General features: G+C 71.5%; 15 protein-coding genes. 14 read left to right on the forward strand and 1 reads right to left on the reverse strand.

Features of this window, described 5'->3' with window-relative positions; genetic code table 11:
* The first annotated feature begins 116 nt into the window (after positions 1-116).
* Positions 117-398 carry an HU family DNA-binding protein gene (locus AC4BEG_RS21235; protein WP_014179130.1) on the forward strand — a complete coding sequence of 94 codons (282 nt, stop codon included), beginning with the start codon at positions 117-119 and terminating at the stop codon, positions 396-398.
* A 184-nt stretch (positions 399-582) separates the two neighbouring features.
* On the opposite strand, the gene murA is transcribed toward AC4BEG_RS21235, so the two are convergent.
* Positions 583-1926 (reverse strand): UDP-N-acetylglucosamine 1-carboxyvinyltransferase, encoded by a 1344-nt coding sequence (gene murA / locus AC4BEG_RS21240; protein WP_490701327.1) that lies wholly within the window; start codon positions 1924-1926, stop codon positions 583-585.
* A gap of 239 nt (positions 1927-2165) precedes the next feature.
* On the opposite strand from murA, the gene AC4BEG_RS21245 reads away from it, so the two are divergent.
* The 13 genes from AC4BEG_RS21245 (at position 2166) to AC4BEG_RS21305 (ending at position 17355) form a co-directional block, all read left to right on the forward strand.
* Positions 2166-2753 carry a YqgE/AlgH family protein gene (locus tag AC4BEG_RS21245; RefSeq protein ID WP_490701328.1) on the forward strand — a complete coding sequence of 196 codons (588 nt, stop codon included), beginning with the start codon at positions 2166-2168 and terminating at the stop codon, positions 2751-2753.
* A gap of 176 nt (positions 2754-2929) precedes the next feature.
* Complete coding sequence (locus AC4BEG_RS21250; RefSeq protein WP_201877026.1) at positions 2930-3229, forward strand: DUF3039 domain-containing protein; 300 nt, start codon at positions 2930-2932, stop codon at positions 3227-3229.
* A gap of 196 nt (positions 3230-3425) precedes the next feature.
* A complete protein-coding gene (locus AC4BEG_RS21255) occupies positions 3426-3839 on the forward strand; it encodes a recombinase family protein (RefSeq protein ID WP_490701329.1) in 414 nt (137 codons plus the stop codon).
* A gap of 133 nt (positions 3840-3972) precedes the next feature.
* Positions 3973-5301, forward strand: a complete 1329-nt coding sequence (locus tag AC4BEG_RS21260; RefSeq protein WP_490701330.1) for an extracellular solute-binding protein — start codon at positions 3973-3975, stop codon at positions 5299-5301.
* The gene (locus tag AC4BEG_RS21265; RefSeq protein WP_490701331.1) at positions 5298-6290 is read left to right on the forward strand and encodes a carbohydrate ABC transporter permease; all 993 of its coding nucleotides are present in this window, start codon (positions 5298-5300) and stop codon (positions 6288-6290) included. Before AC4BEG_RS21260 ends, AC4BEG_RS21265 begins: the two co-directional genes overlap by 4 nt.
* Positions 6287-7156 carry a carbohydrate ABC transporter permease gene (locus AC4BEG_RS21270; protein WP_490701332.1) on the forward strand — a complete coding sequence of 290 codons (870 nt, stop codon included), beginning with the start codon at positions 6287-6289 and terminating at the stop codon, positions 7154-7156. Before AC4BEG_RS21265 ends, AC4BEG_RS21270 begins: the two co-directional genes overlap by 4 nt.
* Before the next feature lie 13 nt (positions 7157-7169).
* The gene (locus tag AC4BEG_RS21275; RefSeq protein ID WP_490701333.1) at positions 7170-8903 is read left to right on the forward strand and encodes a beta-N-acetylhexosaminidase; all 1734 of its coding nucleotides are present in this window, start codon (positions 7170-7172) and stop codon (positions 8901-8903) included.
* Between the two features lie 273 nt (positions 8904-9176).
* On the forward strand, positions 9177-10076 hold the full coding sequence (locus tag AC4BEG_RS21280) for an FAD binding domain-containing protein (RefSeq protein WP_490701334.1): 900 nt from the start codon (positions 9177-9179) through the stop codon (positions 10074-10076).
* Positions 10073-12457, forward strand: coding sequence for a (2Fe-2S)-binding protein (locus tag AC4BEG_RS21285; RefSeq protein WP_490701335.1), 2385 nt, complete (start codon positions 10073-10075; stop codon positions 12455-12457). The genes AC4BEG_RS21280 and AC4BEG_RS21285 overlap by 4 nt, the downstream gene beginning before the upstream one ends.
* Positions 12454-14778 (forward strand): xanthine dehydrogenase family protein molybdopterin-binding subunit, encoded by a 2325-nt coding sequence (locus AC4BEG_RS21290; RefSeq protein ID WP_490701336.1) that lies wholly within the window; start codon positions 12454-12456, stop codon positions 14776-14778. The genes AC4BEG_RS21285 and AC4BEG_RS21290 overlap by 4 nt, the downstream gene beginning before the upstream one ends.
* Before the next feature lie 183 nt (positions 14779-14961).
* Positions 14962-15759: a polysaccharide deacetylase family protein gene (locus AC4BEG_RS21295; protein WP_490701337.1), complete on the forward strand. Its 798-nt coding sequence runs from the start codon at positions 14962-14964 to the stop codon at positions 15757-15759.
* 82 nt (positions 15760-15841) lie between these two features.
* Positions 15842-16540, forward strand: a complete 699-nt coding sequence (locus AC4BEG_RS21300) for an alpha/beta fold hydrolase (protein ID WP_490701338.1) — start codon at positions 15842-15844, stop codon at positions 16538-16540.
* 17 nt (positions 16541-16557) lie between these two features.
* On the forward strand, positions 16558-17355 hold the full coding sequence (locus AC4BEG_RS21305) for a HEAT repeat domain-containing protein (protein WP_490701339.1): 798 nt from the start codon (positions 16558-16560) through the stop codon (positions 17353-17355).
* Positions 17356-17379: the final 24 nt, after the last annotated feature.

The raw sequence follows: 17379 nt of genomic DNA on the forward strand, positions 1-17379 counted from the left end.
GCGTTCCGGGCGCGAGGGTCTGAACAGCAGACCCGGGTCCGGGGACTGTCCGAGGGCCCTGGCAGCATCGGCTTCGATCTCACGCCTCATTGGCAAGATGAACACGGGAGTACAACATGAACCGCAGTGAGCTGGTGGCCGCTCTGTCCGAGCGCGCCGAGGTGACCCGCAAGGACGCCGACGCCGTTCTGGCCGCCCTCGCAGAGGTGACCGGCGAGATTGTCGCCAAGGGCGACGAGAAGGTCACCATCCCCGGCTTCCTGACCTTCGAGCGCACCCACCGTGCCGCTCGTACCGCCCGCAACCCGCAGACCGGTGAGCCGATCGAGATCCCGGCCGGCTACAGCGTGAAGGTCTCCGCGGGCTCCAAGCTCAAGGAAGCCGCCAAGGGCAAGTAAGCGCCTGTACGAAGGGGCGGCCACCCATGTGGGGTGGCCGCCCTTTCGCGTTGTTCCCGGGCCGCTGAGCCGCCTTCTGGCGCCGTTCTCGCCCCGTTCACGCCGCGCGCCGGGCCGCTGGAGCGGCCCGGCGCGGGCTCAGGGGCTGATCACGGAGTGAAATGCCCGAAGTGTCGTGGTTCGGTCAGGCGGTGTCGCCGCCGCCGGGCAGCTCGACCTTGGCGCCCAGCTCCACCAGCTTCGCCATGAAGTTCTCGTAGCCGCGGTTGATCAGGTCGATGCCGTGCACCCGCGAGGTGCCCTGCGCGGCCAGTGCCGCGATCAGGTAGGAGAAGCCGCCGCGCAGGTCGGGGATGACCAGATCGGAGCCCTGGAGCTTGGTGGGGCCGGAGACAACCGCCGAATGGAGGAAGTTGCGCTGGCCGAAGCGGCAGGCGGAGCCGCCCAGGCACTCCCGGTAGAGCTGGATGTGTGCGCCCATCTGGTTGAGCGCGGAGGTGAAGCCCAGCCGGGACTCGTACACCGTCTCGTGCACGATCGACAGGCCGGACGCCTGGGTCAGCGCGACCACCAGCGGCTGCTGCCAGTCGGTCTGGAAACCGGGGTGGACGTCGGTCTCCAGCGCGATGGCGTTGAGCTTGCCGCCCGGGTGCCAGAACCGTATGCCGTCGTCACCGATGTCGAACGCGCCGCCGACCTTGCGGAAGGTGTTGAGGAAGGCCATCATCTCGCGCTGGCGGGCGCCGCGGACGAAGATGCTGCCCTCGGTCGCCAGCGCCGCGCTCGCCCAGGAGGCGGCCTCCAGGCGGTCCGGCAGGGCGCGGTGGTTGTAGCCGCCCAGTTTGTCGACACCGGTGATCCGGATGGTCCGGTCGGTGTCCATGGAGATGATGGCGCCCATCTTCTGGAGGACGCAGATGAGATCCTCGATCTCCGGTTCGACGGCGGCGTTGGAGAGTTCCGTCACACCCTCGGCGAGCACCGCGGTCAGCAGCACCTGCTCGGTGGAGCCCACCGACGGGTACGGCAGACGGATCTTGGTGCCGCGCAGCCGGTGCGGTGCCTCGAGGTACTGGCCGTCCGCCCGCTTCTCGATGGTCGCGCCGAACTGGCGGAGCACATCGAAGTGGAAGTCGATCGGGCGGCCGCCGATGTCGCAGCCGCCGAGGCCGGGGATGAAGGCGTGGCCGAGGCGGTGCAGCAGCGGACCGCAGAACAGGATCGGGATGCGCGAGGAACCGGCGTGCGCGTCGATGTCGGCGACGTTGGCGCTCTCCACATGTGTGGGGTCGAGCACCAGCTCACCGGGCTCGTCGCCGGGGCGCACGGTGACGCCGTGCAGCTGGAGCAGACCGCGGACGACCCGGACATCACGGATGTCGGGCACGTTGCGCAGCCGGCTCGGCGAACTGCCGAGGAGGGCGGCGACCATGGCCTTCGGCACGAGGTTCTTCGCGCCGCGGACACGGATCTCGCCTTCGAGCGGGGTGCCGCCATGGACGAGCAGGACATCGTTCGAGCGGGTCATCTGGTCTCGCGTTCCTGTGACGGACAAGGGCCAAAGGGCAAGAGTAATAGCCGCGGAGACCGCCTCCGTAAGCCTCGTGCGCCGCTTGTGACGTCATGAATCGGAGAGAACACGTTCCGTTTGTTTCCGGGAGCCGACAGTCATGTGCGCCGCTCCTGCTGTCGTACGCCCCGACCTGCTCTCATACGGGAGTCGGATTCCACTCCCCGTCCGGAGCGGATTTGCGGGATCATGTGGCCATGACCGAGGTGTCCTCGCTCACAGGACGGCTGCTTGTCGCGACGCCGGCGCTTGCTGACCCGAACTTCGACCGCGCGGTGGTGCTGCTTCTCGACCACGACGAGGAGGGCTCCCTCGGAGTGGTGCTGAACCGACCCACCCCGGTGGGGGTCGGTGACATCCTCGAGTCCTGGGCCTCGCTGGCCGGCGAGCCGGGTGTGGTCTTCCAGGGCGGTCCGGTGTCGCTGGACTCCGCGCTGGGCGTGGCCGTGGTCCCGGGCGAGGGCGGCCGGGAGTCGGCGCGCACCGAGGACGGACCACTCGGATGGCGCAGAGTCCACGGTGCGATCGGGCTGGTCGATCTGGAGGCGCCGCCGGAGCTGCTGGCGGCGGCCGTGGGCAGTCTGCGGATCTTCGCGGGGTACGCGGGCTGGGGGCCGGGCCAGCTGGAGGACGAGCTGTCCGAGGGCGCCTGGTACGTGGTGGAGTCCGAGCCGGGGGACGTCTCTTCACCGGCTCCGGAGCGGCTGTGGCGGGCGGTGCTGCGGCGCCAGCGCAGCGAGCTGGCGATGGTCGCCACCTATCCGGACGATCCTTCTCTGAACTAGGGACGACGCCAGATCTGAACTAGGGACGCCACCAGAGGTGACACCGGAGTCGATCCCTCTTCGCACCGGACCGGTGAACTGGGCGCGGCCCGGGGCGATCCTGAGCGGGTCACCGGCGGGAACGTGGCCGGTCGCACATCCGCCGCACCGGACGGGCATGAGTACCCTAGGGCTGTATGAGCACTCTTGAGCCCGAGCGCGGGGCAGGCACGGGGACCCTCGTTGAGCCGACACCGCAGGTGTCGCACGGTGACGGCGACCACGAGCGCTATGCCCACTATGTACAGAAAGACAAGATCATGGAGAGCGCGCTCTCCGGATCTCCGGTGGTCGCACTCTGCGGCAAGGTGTGGGTCCCGGGCCGGGACCCCAAGAAGTACCCGGTGTGCCCGATGTGCAAGGAGATCTTCGAGGGCATGGGCTCCGGCGGCGACGACAAGGGCAAGGACGGCGGCAAGGGCGGCGGCCAGAAGTAGCCACCCGGCGCACTGACCGGCGCCACCCCTCCCGCTCCACAGCCTCGCGCGCGGCACGTCCGGCCCGCGTCCCCACCACGGGGACGCGGGCCGGACGTGCCGCGCTCTGCTGTCCGCTGTGCGAGGCGTATGCCGACGGGTGGTGGTTGACGCGTTCCCGGCCGTGCCGCGGTGCGTGCCCACTAGTGTCGCCCCCATGAGCGGGCGTGCGGAGAACGGATCGGCGTCGCGGGCGGTCTGTCTGGTGTTCGGGGCGCGGGAGGTCGACGAGCCCGGCGCGGAAGCCGCGGGCGTCTACTGCCAGTTCGAGAAGGACTGGGATGCCCAGCTGGAGCGATGCCGGCGGCTGGCCGAGGAGCGCGGCTACGCGCCCGCGGGCAGCTGTGTGGTGTCGGCGTCGCAGCCGGCCCCGGCGCGTCTGCTGGAGTGGGCGGACGATCCGGGATGCGAGGTCGTCCTCGTCGCGAGCGCCCGTGTGCTGGCGCGGATCGAGAGTTCCTGGCCGGACTGGAGCAAGGTGACGGACCGTCTGAAAGCCTCTGGCGCACGCGTGGAGGCGGTCCCGTATCCCGAACCGTCCTACCCCGGCGAAGAGTTGCCGAACCGGTAACGGCAAACTTGCTGTGTCACGGAGTGGTTGAGACCTCTTGTGGCGGACACCCAACGTTCCTTAGCCTCACGCATATTGTGCTGAGCGAAACGCGCGTTGCGTTATGTGCAACGCCCTGTTGCTAAGGGTGTCCATGAAGCTGTCCAAGCCCCCCATGCTCTCCCGACGTATCACCGCGCCCGCGGCGGCGCTGGTCCTCGCGGGGCTGACCGCCACCGCGTGTGCGCCGTCCACGTCCGACAACAGCTCCGACAAGGACGAGAAGACCGGCACCATGCGGGTATGGCTCTTCCGTGAGGTCAACAACAAGCCGAAAGAGGAAGTGGCCAACGACGCCATCGATGAGTTCAAAAAGGACCATGAGGGCGTAAAGGTCGAGGTCAGCTACATTCCCGTCAACACCCGGGCACAGAAGATCAAGGCAGCCTTCAACGATCCCAAGAGCGCCCCCGACCTGATCGAGTACGGCAACACCGACACCGCCGGTTATGTGAAGGACGGCGGACTGCTGGACATCAGCAAGGAGTTCGGCGCCTGGGACGAGGCGATGAACACCGACCCGACCACGGAGTACTCGGTCACCATCGGCGGCAGGGTGTACGGTGCGCCGCTCTTCGTCGGCGTGCGGGCCCTCTATTACCGTAAGGACGTCTTCAAGGAGCTCGGCCTCAAGCCGCCGACCACCCAGCACGAGCTGATTTCCACCGCCAAGAAGATCCGCGCCAAGCGTCCGGATATGTACGGTCTCGCGGTGGGTGGCGCCTCCACCTATGCCGCGATGCCCTTTATCTGGGCCAACGGCGGCGACATCGCGACGGAAAAGGGCAAGTTCGGCTCCAACGAGTACGACGCGGCCATCAACAGCCCCGGCGCCAAAAAGGGCATCACGGCGTACACCTCGCTCTTCGGCGACGACAACTGCCCGGCGGCCAAATGCGCCCAGTGGGGCGGCAACGACACCGTCCAGGCGTTCGCCTCGGGCAAGGCGGCCATGGCGATCGCCGGTGACTTCAACCACCAGGCCATCGAGGCGGGCGCGGCCAAGGGCAAGTACGCGGTGATCCCGCTGCCGGGTGTGAAGAAGGGACAGGTGGCCCCTGCATTCGCAGGTGGAAACAATCTGGGCATCCTCAAGAGCACCCGCCACCGCACCCTCTCGGTGGAGCTGCTGAAGGCTCTCGCCGGGAAGAAGACACAGGAGAAGCTGTTCAACGCGATGGGCTTCCTGCCCACCTTCACGGACGTCCGGGGCGCGGTCGCGCAGAAGGCGCCGTTCATCAAGCCGTTCGTCAAGACCCTCTCGGACAGCGCCAAGTTCGTCCCCGCCAGCCCCGGCTGGGCATCGATCGACTCCCAGCTGGTGCTGCCCACCATGTTCCAGGAGGTCATCAGCGGCCGTAAGAACGTCGACCAGGCGGCCTCCGACGCGGCGAAGAAGATGGACGAGGCATTCGCACAATGACTCCCGGCACCACCACCAAACACAGCGGGCCGCGGGCGGCGGCACCCGCCCACCGCCGCGGCGGGCCGGGCGGGGAGGCCCTCAAGGGAGCCAGGCGGCGGGGGGCCTGGACTCCCTGGCTCTACCTCGCCCCGGCCCTGGTCGTTCTGGGCGGACTGCTCGTCTACCCCATCTACCAGCTCGGGCTGATCTCCTTCCTGGAGTACACCCAGGCGCAGGTGAGCGGTGGTGAGCCGACCACCTTCCAGGGCTTCGCCAACTACTCACAGCTCTTCGGCGACAGCCAGTTCTGGGAGGTCGCGACCACCACCCTGGTCTTCGCCGCGGCCTGTGTGATCTCCACCCTCACGGTCGGCTGTGCGCTGGCGGTGCTGCTGACCCGCGTACGGGCCCTGCCGCGGCTGGCGCTGATGCTGGCCGCGATGGGCGCCTGGGCCACCCCGGGCATCACCGGCTCCACCGTCTGGGTCTTCCTCTTCGACCCCGACTACGGCCCGGTCAACAAGGCCCTGGTGTGGCTCGGGCTCTCCGGGTTCGAGGACTACTCCTGGACCTACGACCGCTACAGCGCCTTCGCGCTGGTGCTGTTCGAAGTGGTCTGGTGCTCGTTCCCGTTCGTCATGGTCACCGTCTACGCGGGCATCAAGGCCATCCCGGGAGAGGTGCTGGAGGCCGCCTCCCTCGACGGCGCCTCCAACTGGCGGACCTGGCGCTCGGTCATGGCGCCCATGCTCCGGCCGATCCTGATCGTCGTCACCATCCAGTCGATCATCTGGGACTTCAAGATCTTCACCCAGATCTATGTGATGACCGACGGCGGCGGGATCGCCGGCCAGAACCTCACGCTCAATGTGTACGCGTACCAGAAGGCGTTCGCGTCCTCGCAGTACAGCCTGGGCTCGGCGATCGGCGTGGTGATGCTGCTGATCCTGCTGGTGATCACCCTGGTCTATCTGCGGCTGCTGCGACGTCAGGGAGAAGAACTGTGAGCCGTTCCCGTATCTCTCTCCGGGTACGCCGCCCCTGGCGGCTGCTGGCCGAGGCCACGGCCCTGCTGGTGGCCGCCGTGGTCGCCTTCCCGCTCTACTGGATGGTGCTCTCCGCCTTCAAGCCCGAAGGCGAGATCCAGTCCACCGAGCCCCGCCCCTGGACCACCTCGCCCTCGCTGGACTCCTTCCGGCGCGTCTTCGAACAGCAGGACTTCGGGCGCTACTTCCTCAACAGCCTGTTCGTGGCCGCCGTGGTGGTGGTCGCCTCCGCACTGATCGCCTTTCTCGCGGCGACCGCGGTCACCCGCTTCCGCTTCCGGTTCCGCACCACGCTGCTGATCATGTTCCTGGTCGCCCAGATGGTGCCGATCGAGGCGCTGACCATCCCCATGTTCTTCCTGATGCGCGACCTGGGGGAGTCGGTGCCGGGTATCGGGCTCAACACCCTGGGCTCGCTGATCGTGCCGCATATCGCCTTCTCGCTGCCGTTCGCGATCTGGATGCTGCGCGGCTTCGTCAAGGCCGTGCCCGAGTCGCTGGAGGAGGCGGCCTATCTCGACGGCGCCAGCCGCTCCCGCTTCCTGTGGCAGATCCTCTTCCCCCTGGTCTTCCCCGGACTTGTCGCGACGAGCGTCTTCTCCTTCATCTCCGCCTGGAACGACTTCCTCTTCGCCAAGTCCTTCATCATCAGCGCGACCGAGAACTCCACGCTCCCGATGGCGCTGCTGGTCTTCTTCAAGGACGAGGGCAACGACTGGGGAGGGATCATGGCCGGGTCCACCGTCATGACCATCCCCGTGCTGGTCTTCTTCGTACTCGTACAGCGCCGACTGGTCTCCGGACTGGGCGGCGCGGTGAAGGATTGAGGACGCGAACCCCATGCCCGGACCCGTCGATTGCGCTCCCCGCCCCGATCCCGGCCCCGCTCCCGGCCCGGCCCACGCGCTGATCCCGGCCCCGCTGAAGACCTGGGTCACCTCGTCCGGCGGTGAGGGGCCGGTGCTCGACGAGCACACCCGGATCGAGGCCCGCCCCGGCACCGAACGTGTGGCCCGCTGGCTGCGCGCCACCGTCGGGGCGGCCACCGGGCTGCCCCTGGAACCGCGCACCCCCGACAGCGACGGCGGGCGCGTCCTGCTGCGCCTGGACCCCGAACTGGAGCGCACGCTCGGCCCCGAGGGCCATCGGGTCGTGGTCGACGACCGGGGAGCCGTCGTGGAGGGCGGCAGCGAGACCGGTGTCTTCTGGGGCGCCCAGACCTTCCGTCAGCTCCTCGGCCCGGACACCTTCCGCCGGGCCCCGGTCGACCCCGCCCGGCGCCAGTGGCGGCTGCCCGCCCTCGGCTTCGAGGACGCACCCCGCTTCGGCTGGCGCGGTCTGATGCTCGACGTGGCGCGGCACTTCATGCCCAAGGACGGTGTGCTCGCCTATATCGACCTGCTCGCCGCGCACAAGCTCAATGTGCTCCATCTGCATCTCACCGACGACCAGGGCTGGCGGCTGGAGATCCGCCGCTACCCCAGGCTCACCGAGGTCGGCGGCTGGCGTCCGCGCACCAAACTGGGCCATCGCGCCTCACCGCTGTGGGATCCGCGCCCGCACGGCGGTCACTACACCCAGGACGACATCCGCGAGATCGTGGCCTACGCCGCCGAGCGGCACATCACCGTCGTACCCGAGATCGACATCCCCGGGCACTCGGGCGCCGCCATCGCCGCCTATCCGGAACTGGGCAACTCCGATGTCGTCGACACCTCCTCGCTCGGCGTGCTCACCACCTGGCGTACCAATCCGAACGTACTCTCCCCCACCGACAACACGCTCCGCTTCTACGAGAATGTGCTGGAGGAGGTGCTCGAACTGTTCCCCGGCACCTTCGTCCACCTCGGCGGCGACGAGTGCCCCAAGGACCAGTGGAAGGCGTCCCCGGCCGCCCAGGCGCGCATCCGCGACCTCGGTCTGGCGGACGAGGACGAGCTCCAGAGCTGGTTCATCCGGCACTTCGGGCTCTGGCTCCGGGAGCGCGGCCGCCGGCTGATCGGCTGGGACGAGATCCTCGAGGGGGGCGGCGCGGCGGACGGCACCGAGCGCGGCAGCGGCCTCGCGCCCGGGGCCGCGGTGGCCTCCTGGCGCGGCTACGCGGGCGGGATCGCCGCGGCCCGCGCCGGTCATGACGTGGTCATGTGCCCCGAACAACAGGTCTACTTCGACCACCGGCAAGCGGCGGGCGACGACGAGCCGGTGCCCATCGGCTATGTCCGCACCCTGGAAGACGTCTACCGCTTCGATCCAGTTCCCCCGCAGCTCGAAGAGGCCGAAGCGGACCGGGTGCTGGGCGCCCAGGCCAATGTCTGGACCGAGGTGATGGAGGACCGCCGCCGCGTCGACTACCAGACCTTTCCCCGGCTCGCCGCCTTCGCCGAGGTCGTCTGGTCCACCCTTCCGCCGCCGCCCGAGCGGGACTTCGCGGAGTTCCAGGGGCGCATGGAGGCGCATTACGCGCGCCTGGACGCGCTGGGCGTGAGCTACCGGCCGCCTGCCGGTCCGCGCCCCTGGCAGCGGCGCCCCGGCATCCTCGGACGTCCGCTCGACGGATCGCCCCCGATCGTGTGAGCCGCCCGCAAGCGGTGTACCCCGGCGCCCCGCCCCTGCCACCGTGGGACCCCGCGCAAGCCCAAGTCGTACAAGGGTCCCTGAAACGTGGCAATCCACACTGGCCGGAGACGTCGCCATAAACCCGTACCATCCCCCAGGTCAGGGACGGATCCATGGATCTCGGACCCCCGTGACGGCGGGCTCCGAAGATGTGCCAGAGTTGCCACGTCCGGGCTGTCAGCACGTACCGTACGGCGCAACAGCCGGGACACCGGGGAAGGGGCAGCTGGGTTGACCACGCACGCACCGCAGGCGGCGCACACGGTGACGTTGCCGGGCTCGCTCGATGAGGCCGTGGCGGCGCTGACCGCCATGCCTGCCGCCGTGCCCGTCGCGGGCGGTACCGATCTGATGGCCGCGGTCAACTCCGGCCTGCTGCGGCCCGCCGCGCTCGTCGGCCTCGGCCGGATCAGCGAGATCCGCGGCTGGCGCTATCTGGACGGACACGCCCTGCTCGGCGCCGGGCTCACTCACGCCCGTATGGGCCGCCCCGACTTCGCCGCGCTGATCCCGGCGCTGGCCGCGGCCGCGCGGGCCGCCGGACCACCGCAGATCCGCAACGCGGGCACCCTCGGAGGCAACATCGTCAGCGCCGCCCCCACCGGCGACGCGCTGCCGGTGCTGGCCGCCCTGGAGGCCACCGTCATCATCGCCGGGCCGGAGGGCTCCCGCCGGGAGATCCCGGTCAGCCATCTGCTGGCCGGAGTCGACATGCTGGGCCCCGGTGAACTCGTCGGATTCGTCCGGGTTCCGCTGCTGCACGCCCCGCAGACCTTCCTCAAGGCCACCGGCCGCACCGGCCCCGGCCGGGCCACCGCCTCGGTCGCGGTCGTGCTCGACCCGGCCCGGCGCGGAGTGCGCTGCGCGGTCGGGGCGGTCGCGCCGATGCCGCTGCGCCCGCTGGAGGCCGAGCGCTGGGTCGCCTCGCTGATCGACTGGGACGGCGCACGCGGCTCTCTCGACCCGCAGGTCAGCACGGCCTTCGGCGAGTACGTCGCCGCCGCGTGCATCCCCGACCCGGCACCGCCGGAGGACGGCGGCGAGCCGGCCACCCTGCCGCCCGCCGCGCTCCACCTGAGGCGTACGGTGGCAGCCCTGGCCCGCCGAGCACTGGGGAGGGCACTCGCGTGAGTGACGAACAGCAGCCGCACCAACCGGAACCGGGGAGCGGTTGGCAGCCGATGCCGCACGGCTCCGACTGGGACGCCGACTCGACGGCCTTTGTGCAGCTGCCGCCCGACTTCGCCTTTCCGGACCCGGCCGACCCCTCCGGCAGCTGGGATCCGCTCGCCGCACCCGGCAGGGGCTACACCCCGCCGCCGATGACCGGCGGACAGGGCGGCCACGGTGGTCAGGGCGGTCACGGCACGCCGTCGCAGGGCGGCCAGTGGCAGCCCGCGCACGGTCAGCCGGGCCAGGGCCGGCCCGCCCACGACCCGGCGGCGCACGCCCCGGGCGCTCATGACCCCGGTGCGACCGGGCAGTGGACTGTGCCCGCGGACGTCCGTGCCGACACCGACGGCTCCGGCTACGGCTACGGGGGCCACCCCGATCCGTACGGCGCGCAGCACGCGAACCAGTGGCCCACGCCCGCCCAGGACCCGCAGGCCCCGCAGACCGGTCACTGGCCGGTGCGCGGCGCGGAGCCGGTGGACGACTGGCCGGTGCAGGCTGCCGAACCGGTGGACGACTGGCCGGTGCGGAGTGCCGAGCCGGTGCGGGGTGCCGAGCCGGTGCGGGGTGCCGAGCCGGTGGACGACTGGCCGGTGCCCGCCTCCTCCGACGACGGCACCGGCGCGCCGGTGCACACCAGCCAGTGGACGATCCCGGTCGCGGGCGACGAGGTGGACGAGACCGGCGAGTACCGGGTCGACGACCACCCCGGCCCCGCCGCCCCGCCGTTCGGCGGCGGCGCCCAGGGCGGCCTCCGGGACCAGCAGACGACCGCCGAGTGGCGGATGCCGTTCGCCGACGCCGCGCCCGAACAGCCGCGGCCGGACCATCAGCAGGCACAGCGGCAGGGCCATCAGCAGGGCCACCAGCAGGGGCATCAGCAGCCGGGGCAGACCGGCCAGTGGTCGATCCCGACCACCGTCGAGGGCTCGGAGGAGTCCGGCGAGTACGTGGGCGAGGGCCGTACCGCGGCCGCGCCGCGTCCGGCCCCCGCCCGCCGTCCGCTGCGGATGCCCGGACCCGGCGACCGCGCGGCGCCGGGAGCCCCCGGCGTGCACCCGGGGACGCACCCGGGGACCGCCCCGGGCGCCGACCGGACCTGGCACGGCTCCGCCGGGGACTCGGGCGAGTTCCCGGCCGAGGGCGCGCACACCGGGCTGCGTACACCGCCCCACGGCAGCCCCGTCCCGGGAGGGCCCGCGGCGCCCGGTGACTCCGGCGAGTACCCGATGGAGCCCCAGCACGGGGGCCGCCGGACGCCGCCGCACGGCAGCCTGGCACCCGGCCTTCCCCAACATCCCGGCCGACAGGCCGAGTTCACCGGGGACACCCACGCCGGGGACAGCCATGGGCGGGACGCCCTAGGCCCTGTCCGGGAGGTCTCGGGCCACACCCCGCACCCGGCCCCCGAGGACGGCCCCGGCACGCCCGCCGGTGACGACACCCCGCAGCACCACGACCCCGAAGCCGACGGTCGTGAACAGACCACGGTCGAGGACGAGTTCACCGAGGCTCCAGAGTCCCCCGAGGCTCCGCAGGCTCCAGAGCCCGAGGCGCTTGAGACGGCCGCGCCCGCCGAGGGCCCGGCCGACGCCCCGTCCGGCCCCGCGGCCGAGGCCGCGGAACAGGACACCCCGGCGGCGGACGCGGCCGAGGCGGCGGAGGTGGCCGAGGCGACCGAGGCCGACGCGGATCCGGACCACATCGAGCATCCGGCGGCCTCGTACGTGCTGCACGTCAACGGCGCGGACCGCCCCGTCACCGACTCCTGGATCGGTGAGTCACTGCTCTACGTGCTGCGCGAGCGGCTCGGTCTCGCCGGGGCCAAGGACGGCTGCTCGCAGGGCGAGTGCGGCGCCTGCTCGGTCCAGGTCGACGGCCGCCTGGTCGCCTCCTGCCTGGTGCCCGCCGCCACCGCCGCGGGCTCCGAGGTCCGCACCGTCGAGGGCCTGTCCGTGGACGGCCGGCCCTCCGATGTACAGCGCGCCCTGGCCGACTGCGGCGCGGTGCAGTGCGGGTTCTGCGTACCCGGCCTCGCGATGACCGTGCACGACCTGCTGGAGGGCAACCACGCCCCCACCGAGCAGGAGACCCGCCAGGCCATCTGCGGCAACCTCTGCCGCTGCTCCGGCTACCGCCCGGTCGTCGACGCCGTCCGCGAGGTCGTCGCCGCCCGCGCGGCGGCCGAGGAGACCGCGGCCGCCGCCGAGGGCGCCGAGGACGGGGCTGCCGCCCATCAGGACGGAGCCCGCATTCCGCACCAGGCGGGCCCGGCCGGCGCGCACGGGTTCAGCGGCAACGGGAGTGCGAACGGAACGGGGAGCGAAAGGGCATCATGACCGGAATCGCGGACGGCGCCGGAGCCGTCACCGCCACCCCCGCCACCGGTACCCCCGTCTCGCCTCCGCCGCCCACCATGGGCCTGGGCATCTCCTTGCCCGCCGCCGACGCGGTGGCCAAGACCTCGGGCACCTTCCCGTACGCGGCCGACCTGTGGGCCGAGGGGCTGCTGTGGGCCGCCGTGCTGCGTTCCCCGCATCCGCACGCCCGCATCGTCTCCGTCGACACCGCCCAGGCCGCCCGGATGCCCGGTGTGCACGCGGTGGTCACCCATGACGACGTGCCCGGTGACGCCGCCCACGGCCGCCGGATCGCCGACCGCCCCGTCTTCGCCAAGGACGTGGTCCGCCACCACGGCGAGCCGATCGCCGCCGTCGCCGCCGACCACCCCGACACCGCCCGGCTCGCCGCGGCCGCCATCGCCGTCGAGTACGAGGTGCTGGATCCGGTCACCGACCCCGAGCAGGCGTTCGCCGCCGAACCGCTGCACCCCGACGGCAATCTCGTCCGCCACATCCCGCTGAGCTTCGGCGACCCCGAGGTCGTCGGCGAGGTCATCGTCGAGGGCCTGTACCGCATCGGCCGCCAGGACCCTGCCCCCATCGGCGCCGAGGCGGGCCTCGCCGTACCGCGCCCCGACGGCGGGGTGGAGATCTACACCGCCTCCACCGACCCGCACGCCGACCGCGACCTCGCCGCCGCCTGCTTCGGCCTGGAGCCCGAGCGCGTCAAGGTCGTCGTCACCGGTGTGCCCGGCGCGATGGGCGAGCGCGAGGACCCCGGGATGCAGCTCCCGCTCGGGCTGCTCGCGCTGCGCACCGGTCACCCCGTCAAACTGGCCGCCACCCGCGAGGAGTCCTTCCTCGGCCACCCGCACCGCCACCCCACCCTGCTGCGCTACCGCCACCACGCGGACGCCCAGGGCAAGCTGGTGAAGATCGAGGCTCAGCTGCTGCTGGACGCGGGCGCGTACGCGGACTCCTCCGCCGACTCGCTCGCCGCCGCCGTCTCCTTCGCCTGCGGCCCCTACGTCGTCCCGCACGCCTTCATCGAGGGCTGGGCCGTGCGTACCAACAACCCGCCCTCCGGCCATGTCCGCGGCGAGGGCGCCATGCAGGTGTGCGCCGCGTACGAGGGCCAGATGGACAAGCTGGCCGCCAAACTCGGTATCGACCCCGCCGAGATCCGGCTGCGCAACGCCCTGGCCACCGGCGATCTGCTGCCCACCGGACAGACCGTCACCTGCCCGGCCCCGGTCGCCGAACTGCTGCAAGCCGTACGGGACGCCCCGCTGCCGCCGCTCCCCAAGGACGACCCCGAGGAGGAGTGGCTGCTGCCCGGTGGCCCCGAGGGTGCGGGCGACCCGGCCGCGGTGCGCCGCGGTGTCGGCTACGCGCTCGGCATGGTCCATATGCTCGGCGCCGAGGGCACCGACGAGGTGTCCACCGCCACCGTCAAGGTCACCGGATCCGTCGCCACCGTCATCTGCGCGGCCGTCGAGACCGGTCAGGGCTTCACCACCCTGGCCCGCCAGATCGTGCAGGACGTCCTCGGTATCGAAGAGGTCCACGTCGCCCCCGTCGACACCGACCAGCCCTCCGCGGGTCCCGCCTCGCGCGGCCGCCATACCTGGGTCTCCGGCGGAGCCGTCGAGCGCGCCGCCAAGATGGTCCGCACCCAGCTGCTCCAGCCGCTGGCCCACACGTTCGGTATGTCCACCGAGCTGCTGACCATCGCCGACGGCAAGATCACCTCCTACGACGGCGTGCTCAGCACCACCGTCGAAGAGGCCCTGGAGGGCAAGGAGCTCTGGGCCACCGCCCAGTGCCGCCCCCACCCCACCGAACCCCTCGACGAGACCGGCCAGGGCGACGCCTTCGTCGGCCTCGCCTTCTGCGCGGTGCGCTGCGTCGTGGACGTGGACATCGAGATCGGCGCCGTCCGCGTCGTCGACATGACGGTCGCCCAGGACGTCGGCCGGGTGCTCAACCCCCGCCAGCTGCGCGCCCGGATCGAGTCCGGCATCACCTTCGGCCTCGGCACGGCCCTCACCGAGAACCTCCGCACCTCCCGCGGTGTCGTCCGCCACCCGGACCTCACCGGCTACGCCCTGCCGACCGCCCTGGACGCTCCCGACATCCGCATCGTCAAACTGGTCGAGGAACGCGATGTGGTGGCCCCCTTCGGCGCCAAGCCCGCCAGTGCGATCCCCATCGTCACCTCCCCGGCCGCCGTGGCCGCCGCCGTCCGCGCCGCCACCGGCCGCCCGGTCAACCGCCTCCCGATCCGGCCGCAGTCCGCGGTGGTCAACCCGGGCTGACAGCCCGGGACTCCGCGACGCCCGCGACCCGGCAGGGTCGCGGGCGCGAACGTTTCCGATCGCCAAGTCTCCATCCCCGGCACGGGAATGTGCGAGATGCGTAACAAAGGGATCCCTTCTCCCCTCGTTTCCGTCTACCTGGGTGCGATAGCGGCACAGAAGACAATGGGAGCGAGGCGGGCAATGGGACGGCACCGGATACTCGGGACGAACGGCCGGATGCTGGTGGCGGCCATCGGTGTGGCGGGAGTGACCGCCATGGCCGCGGTGTGGACCGCCCAGGCCGGATCCACCGACGCGGAGCCGGGTGCGTCCCCGAAGCCGAAGCCGATCGTGGGTCAGACCTCCAAGCCGGACCCCAAACTGCCCGACCCCACGGTCAACATGGACATCGCGCACGCCTCCGACAAGGGCGCCAAGGGCGTCAACATCACCATCGACGACGGTCCGGACCCGAACTGGACCCCCAAGGTCCTCCAGGTGCTCAAGTCCAACGGCGTCAAGGCCACCTTCTGCATGGTCGGTCCGCAGGCCCAGGCCCACCCGGACCTGGTCAAGGCGGTGGTCGCGGACGGACATCGGCTGTGTGACCACTCCGTGTCGCACGACACGACGATGGCCACCAAGTCCCGTGCCTACCAGTCCAAGGAGGTCCTCGACGCCCGGCGAATGATCATCAAGGCGTCCGGGGGCGTCAAGCCGCTCTACTACCGTGCCCCGGGCGGTGCGTTCACCCCGTACAGCCGTCAGCTCGCCGCTTCGCAGGGCATGCGCCCGCTGGGCTGGAACGTGGACTCCAAGGACTTCAAGCAGCCGGGTGCCGCCGCCATGGTCAACACCGTCAAGAACGAGATCTCCAACGGCCCGACGGTGCTCTTCCACGACGCGGGCGGCGACCGCGGCCAGACGGTCGAGGCGCTGCGCCAGATTCTGCCGTGGCTGAAGCAGCAGGGCTACAGCTTCGGCTTCCCGGTGCGCTGACCGGTCGCTCCCGCGGCACGCGGCCCGAGGTCACCGGCCCGGGATCACCCCCGTTGTCACACCCACGCGCTACGTTGCCGCCATGGCTGAATTCGTACTCGTGGCAGGGGCCTGGCTCGGCGCATGGGCGTGGGACGACGTGGTGCCGGAGCTGCGCGCCGCCGGGCACGGCGCGCATCCGCTGACGCTGTCCGGCCTCGCCGAGAGGCGGGGCGTCCCGGCCGGACAGCAGACCCATGTCCGGGACATCATCGACGAGATCGAGCGCCGCGAGCTGCGAGACGTCGTCCTCGTCGGCCACAGCTACTCGGGCATCCCGGTCGGCCAGGCCGCCGAGCGGATCGGGGACCGGCTGGCCCGTATGGTCTTCGTCGACGCCAACGTGCCGGTGGACGGCGAGTCGTTCGTGATGAGCTGGCCCGACGGCCGGTCGATCGTCGAGGCGTCCTGCGCCGCCCACGACGGGTTCTGGGCCCCGCTCACCGCCGCCGACTACGCGGGCCAGGGCCTCACCGACGAACAGATCACCCGCATCGTCACCGGCTCCACCCCGCACCCCGGCGCCACCCTCACCGAGCCCGCCGCTCTCGCCCGCCCCCTCGGCGGCCTCCCCGCCACGTACATCAAGTGCCTGCTGGACGGCGCCGAACCGGCCCCCAACGCCGCCCGTCTGCTCACCAGCGACCGCTGGCGGCTGGTCGAGATGGACACCGGCCACTGGCCCATGTTCTCCCAGCCCCACGAGCTGTCCCGTATCCTCCTCGACGCGGCGACGATCTGATCCGGGGGAGCCCTTCTATGGCGATGTTCGTGCACCTGACGTCGGCGGCGAACACACCGCGCATCCGGCGGTCCGGGATCCGCGCGGCCGCTCACGGACAGGGCGGTGCGCGCGGGGTGTACTGCTTCCCGGTGCTGCCGTCGTACACCCTCACCCACCAATGGCTGCGCGAACTGGCCCGGTTCGGGAGCCGGGGCGGAATGGTGGCCGTCCATGTGCGGCTGGATGACACCCAGCCCGTCCTGGTCGGCCACTACGGGGACCGGGCGCGGAACGCCCAATCCACCGTGCCCGCCGCCGAGGCGGTGCGGCGGATCGCGGCGCTGGACGATCCGCGCGGCTGGGAGGTGTTCGTCCCCCGGGCGATCCGGCCGCGCGAGGTGCACCGGATCCGCACCGCGCCCCAAGTGGTCGGCTGGCGGTACCAGCCGGACGCGCACGGCGTCCGCCCCTGCACCTGCTTCGGATGTCGGATGCGCGGCGGATACGGCCAGCGGCGCCTGCTTGAACGGCTGCCGCATCCACTGGACGGCCCGGCGCCACCGCCCAGGGTGCTGCTGGCCCGGGTCACCGCGGCCGGTACTCCCGGGGACGCCGTCGAGCTGCGGCAGGTACTGCACTGGTTCGGCATGCGCAGGCGGGGCCCGCTCGCCCAACTGACCCACCTCGCCGCCCATCCCGACCCTTCGGTCCGGGAGGACCTGGTGTGGGCGGTCGGCCGCTGGACCACCCCCGGAGTCAGCGAACTGCTGGACGGGCTCGCCGACGACCCGCATCCGTACGTCCGCGAGGCGGTGGAGGCGATGCGCGAGTAGCAGCGGCTACGGCAACGGGGCGGC

The organism is Streptomyces sp. JLBJ103, from assembly GCF_058215575.1.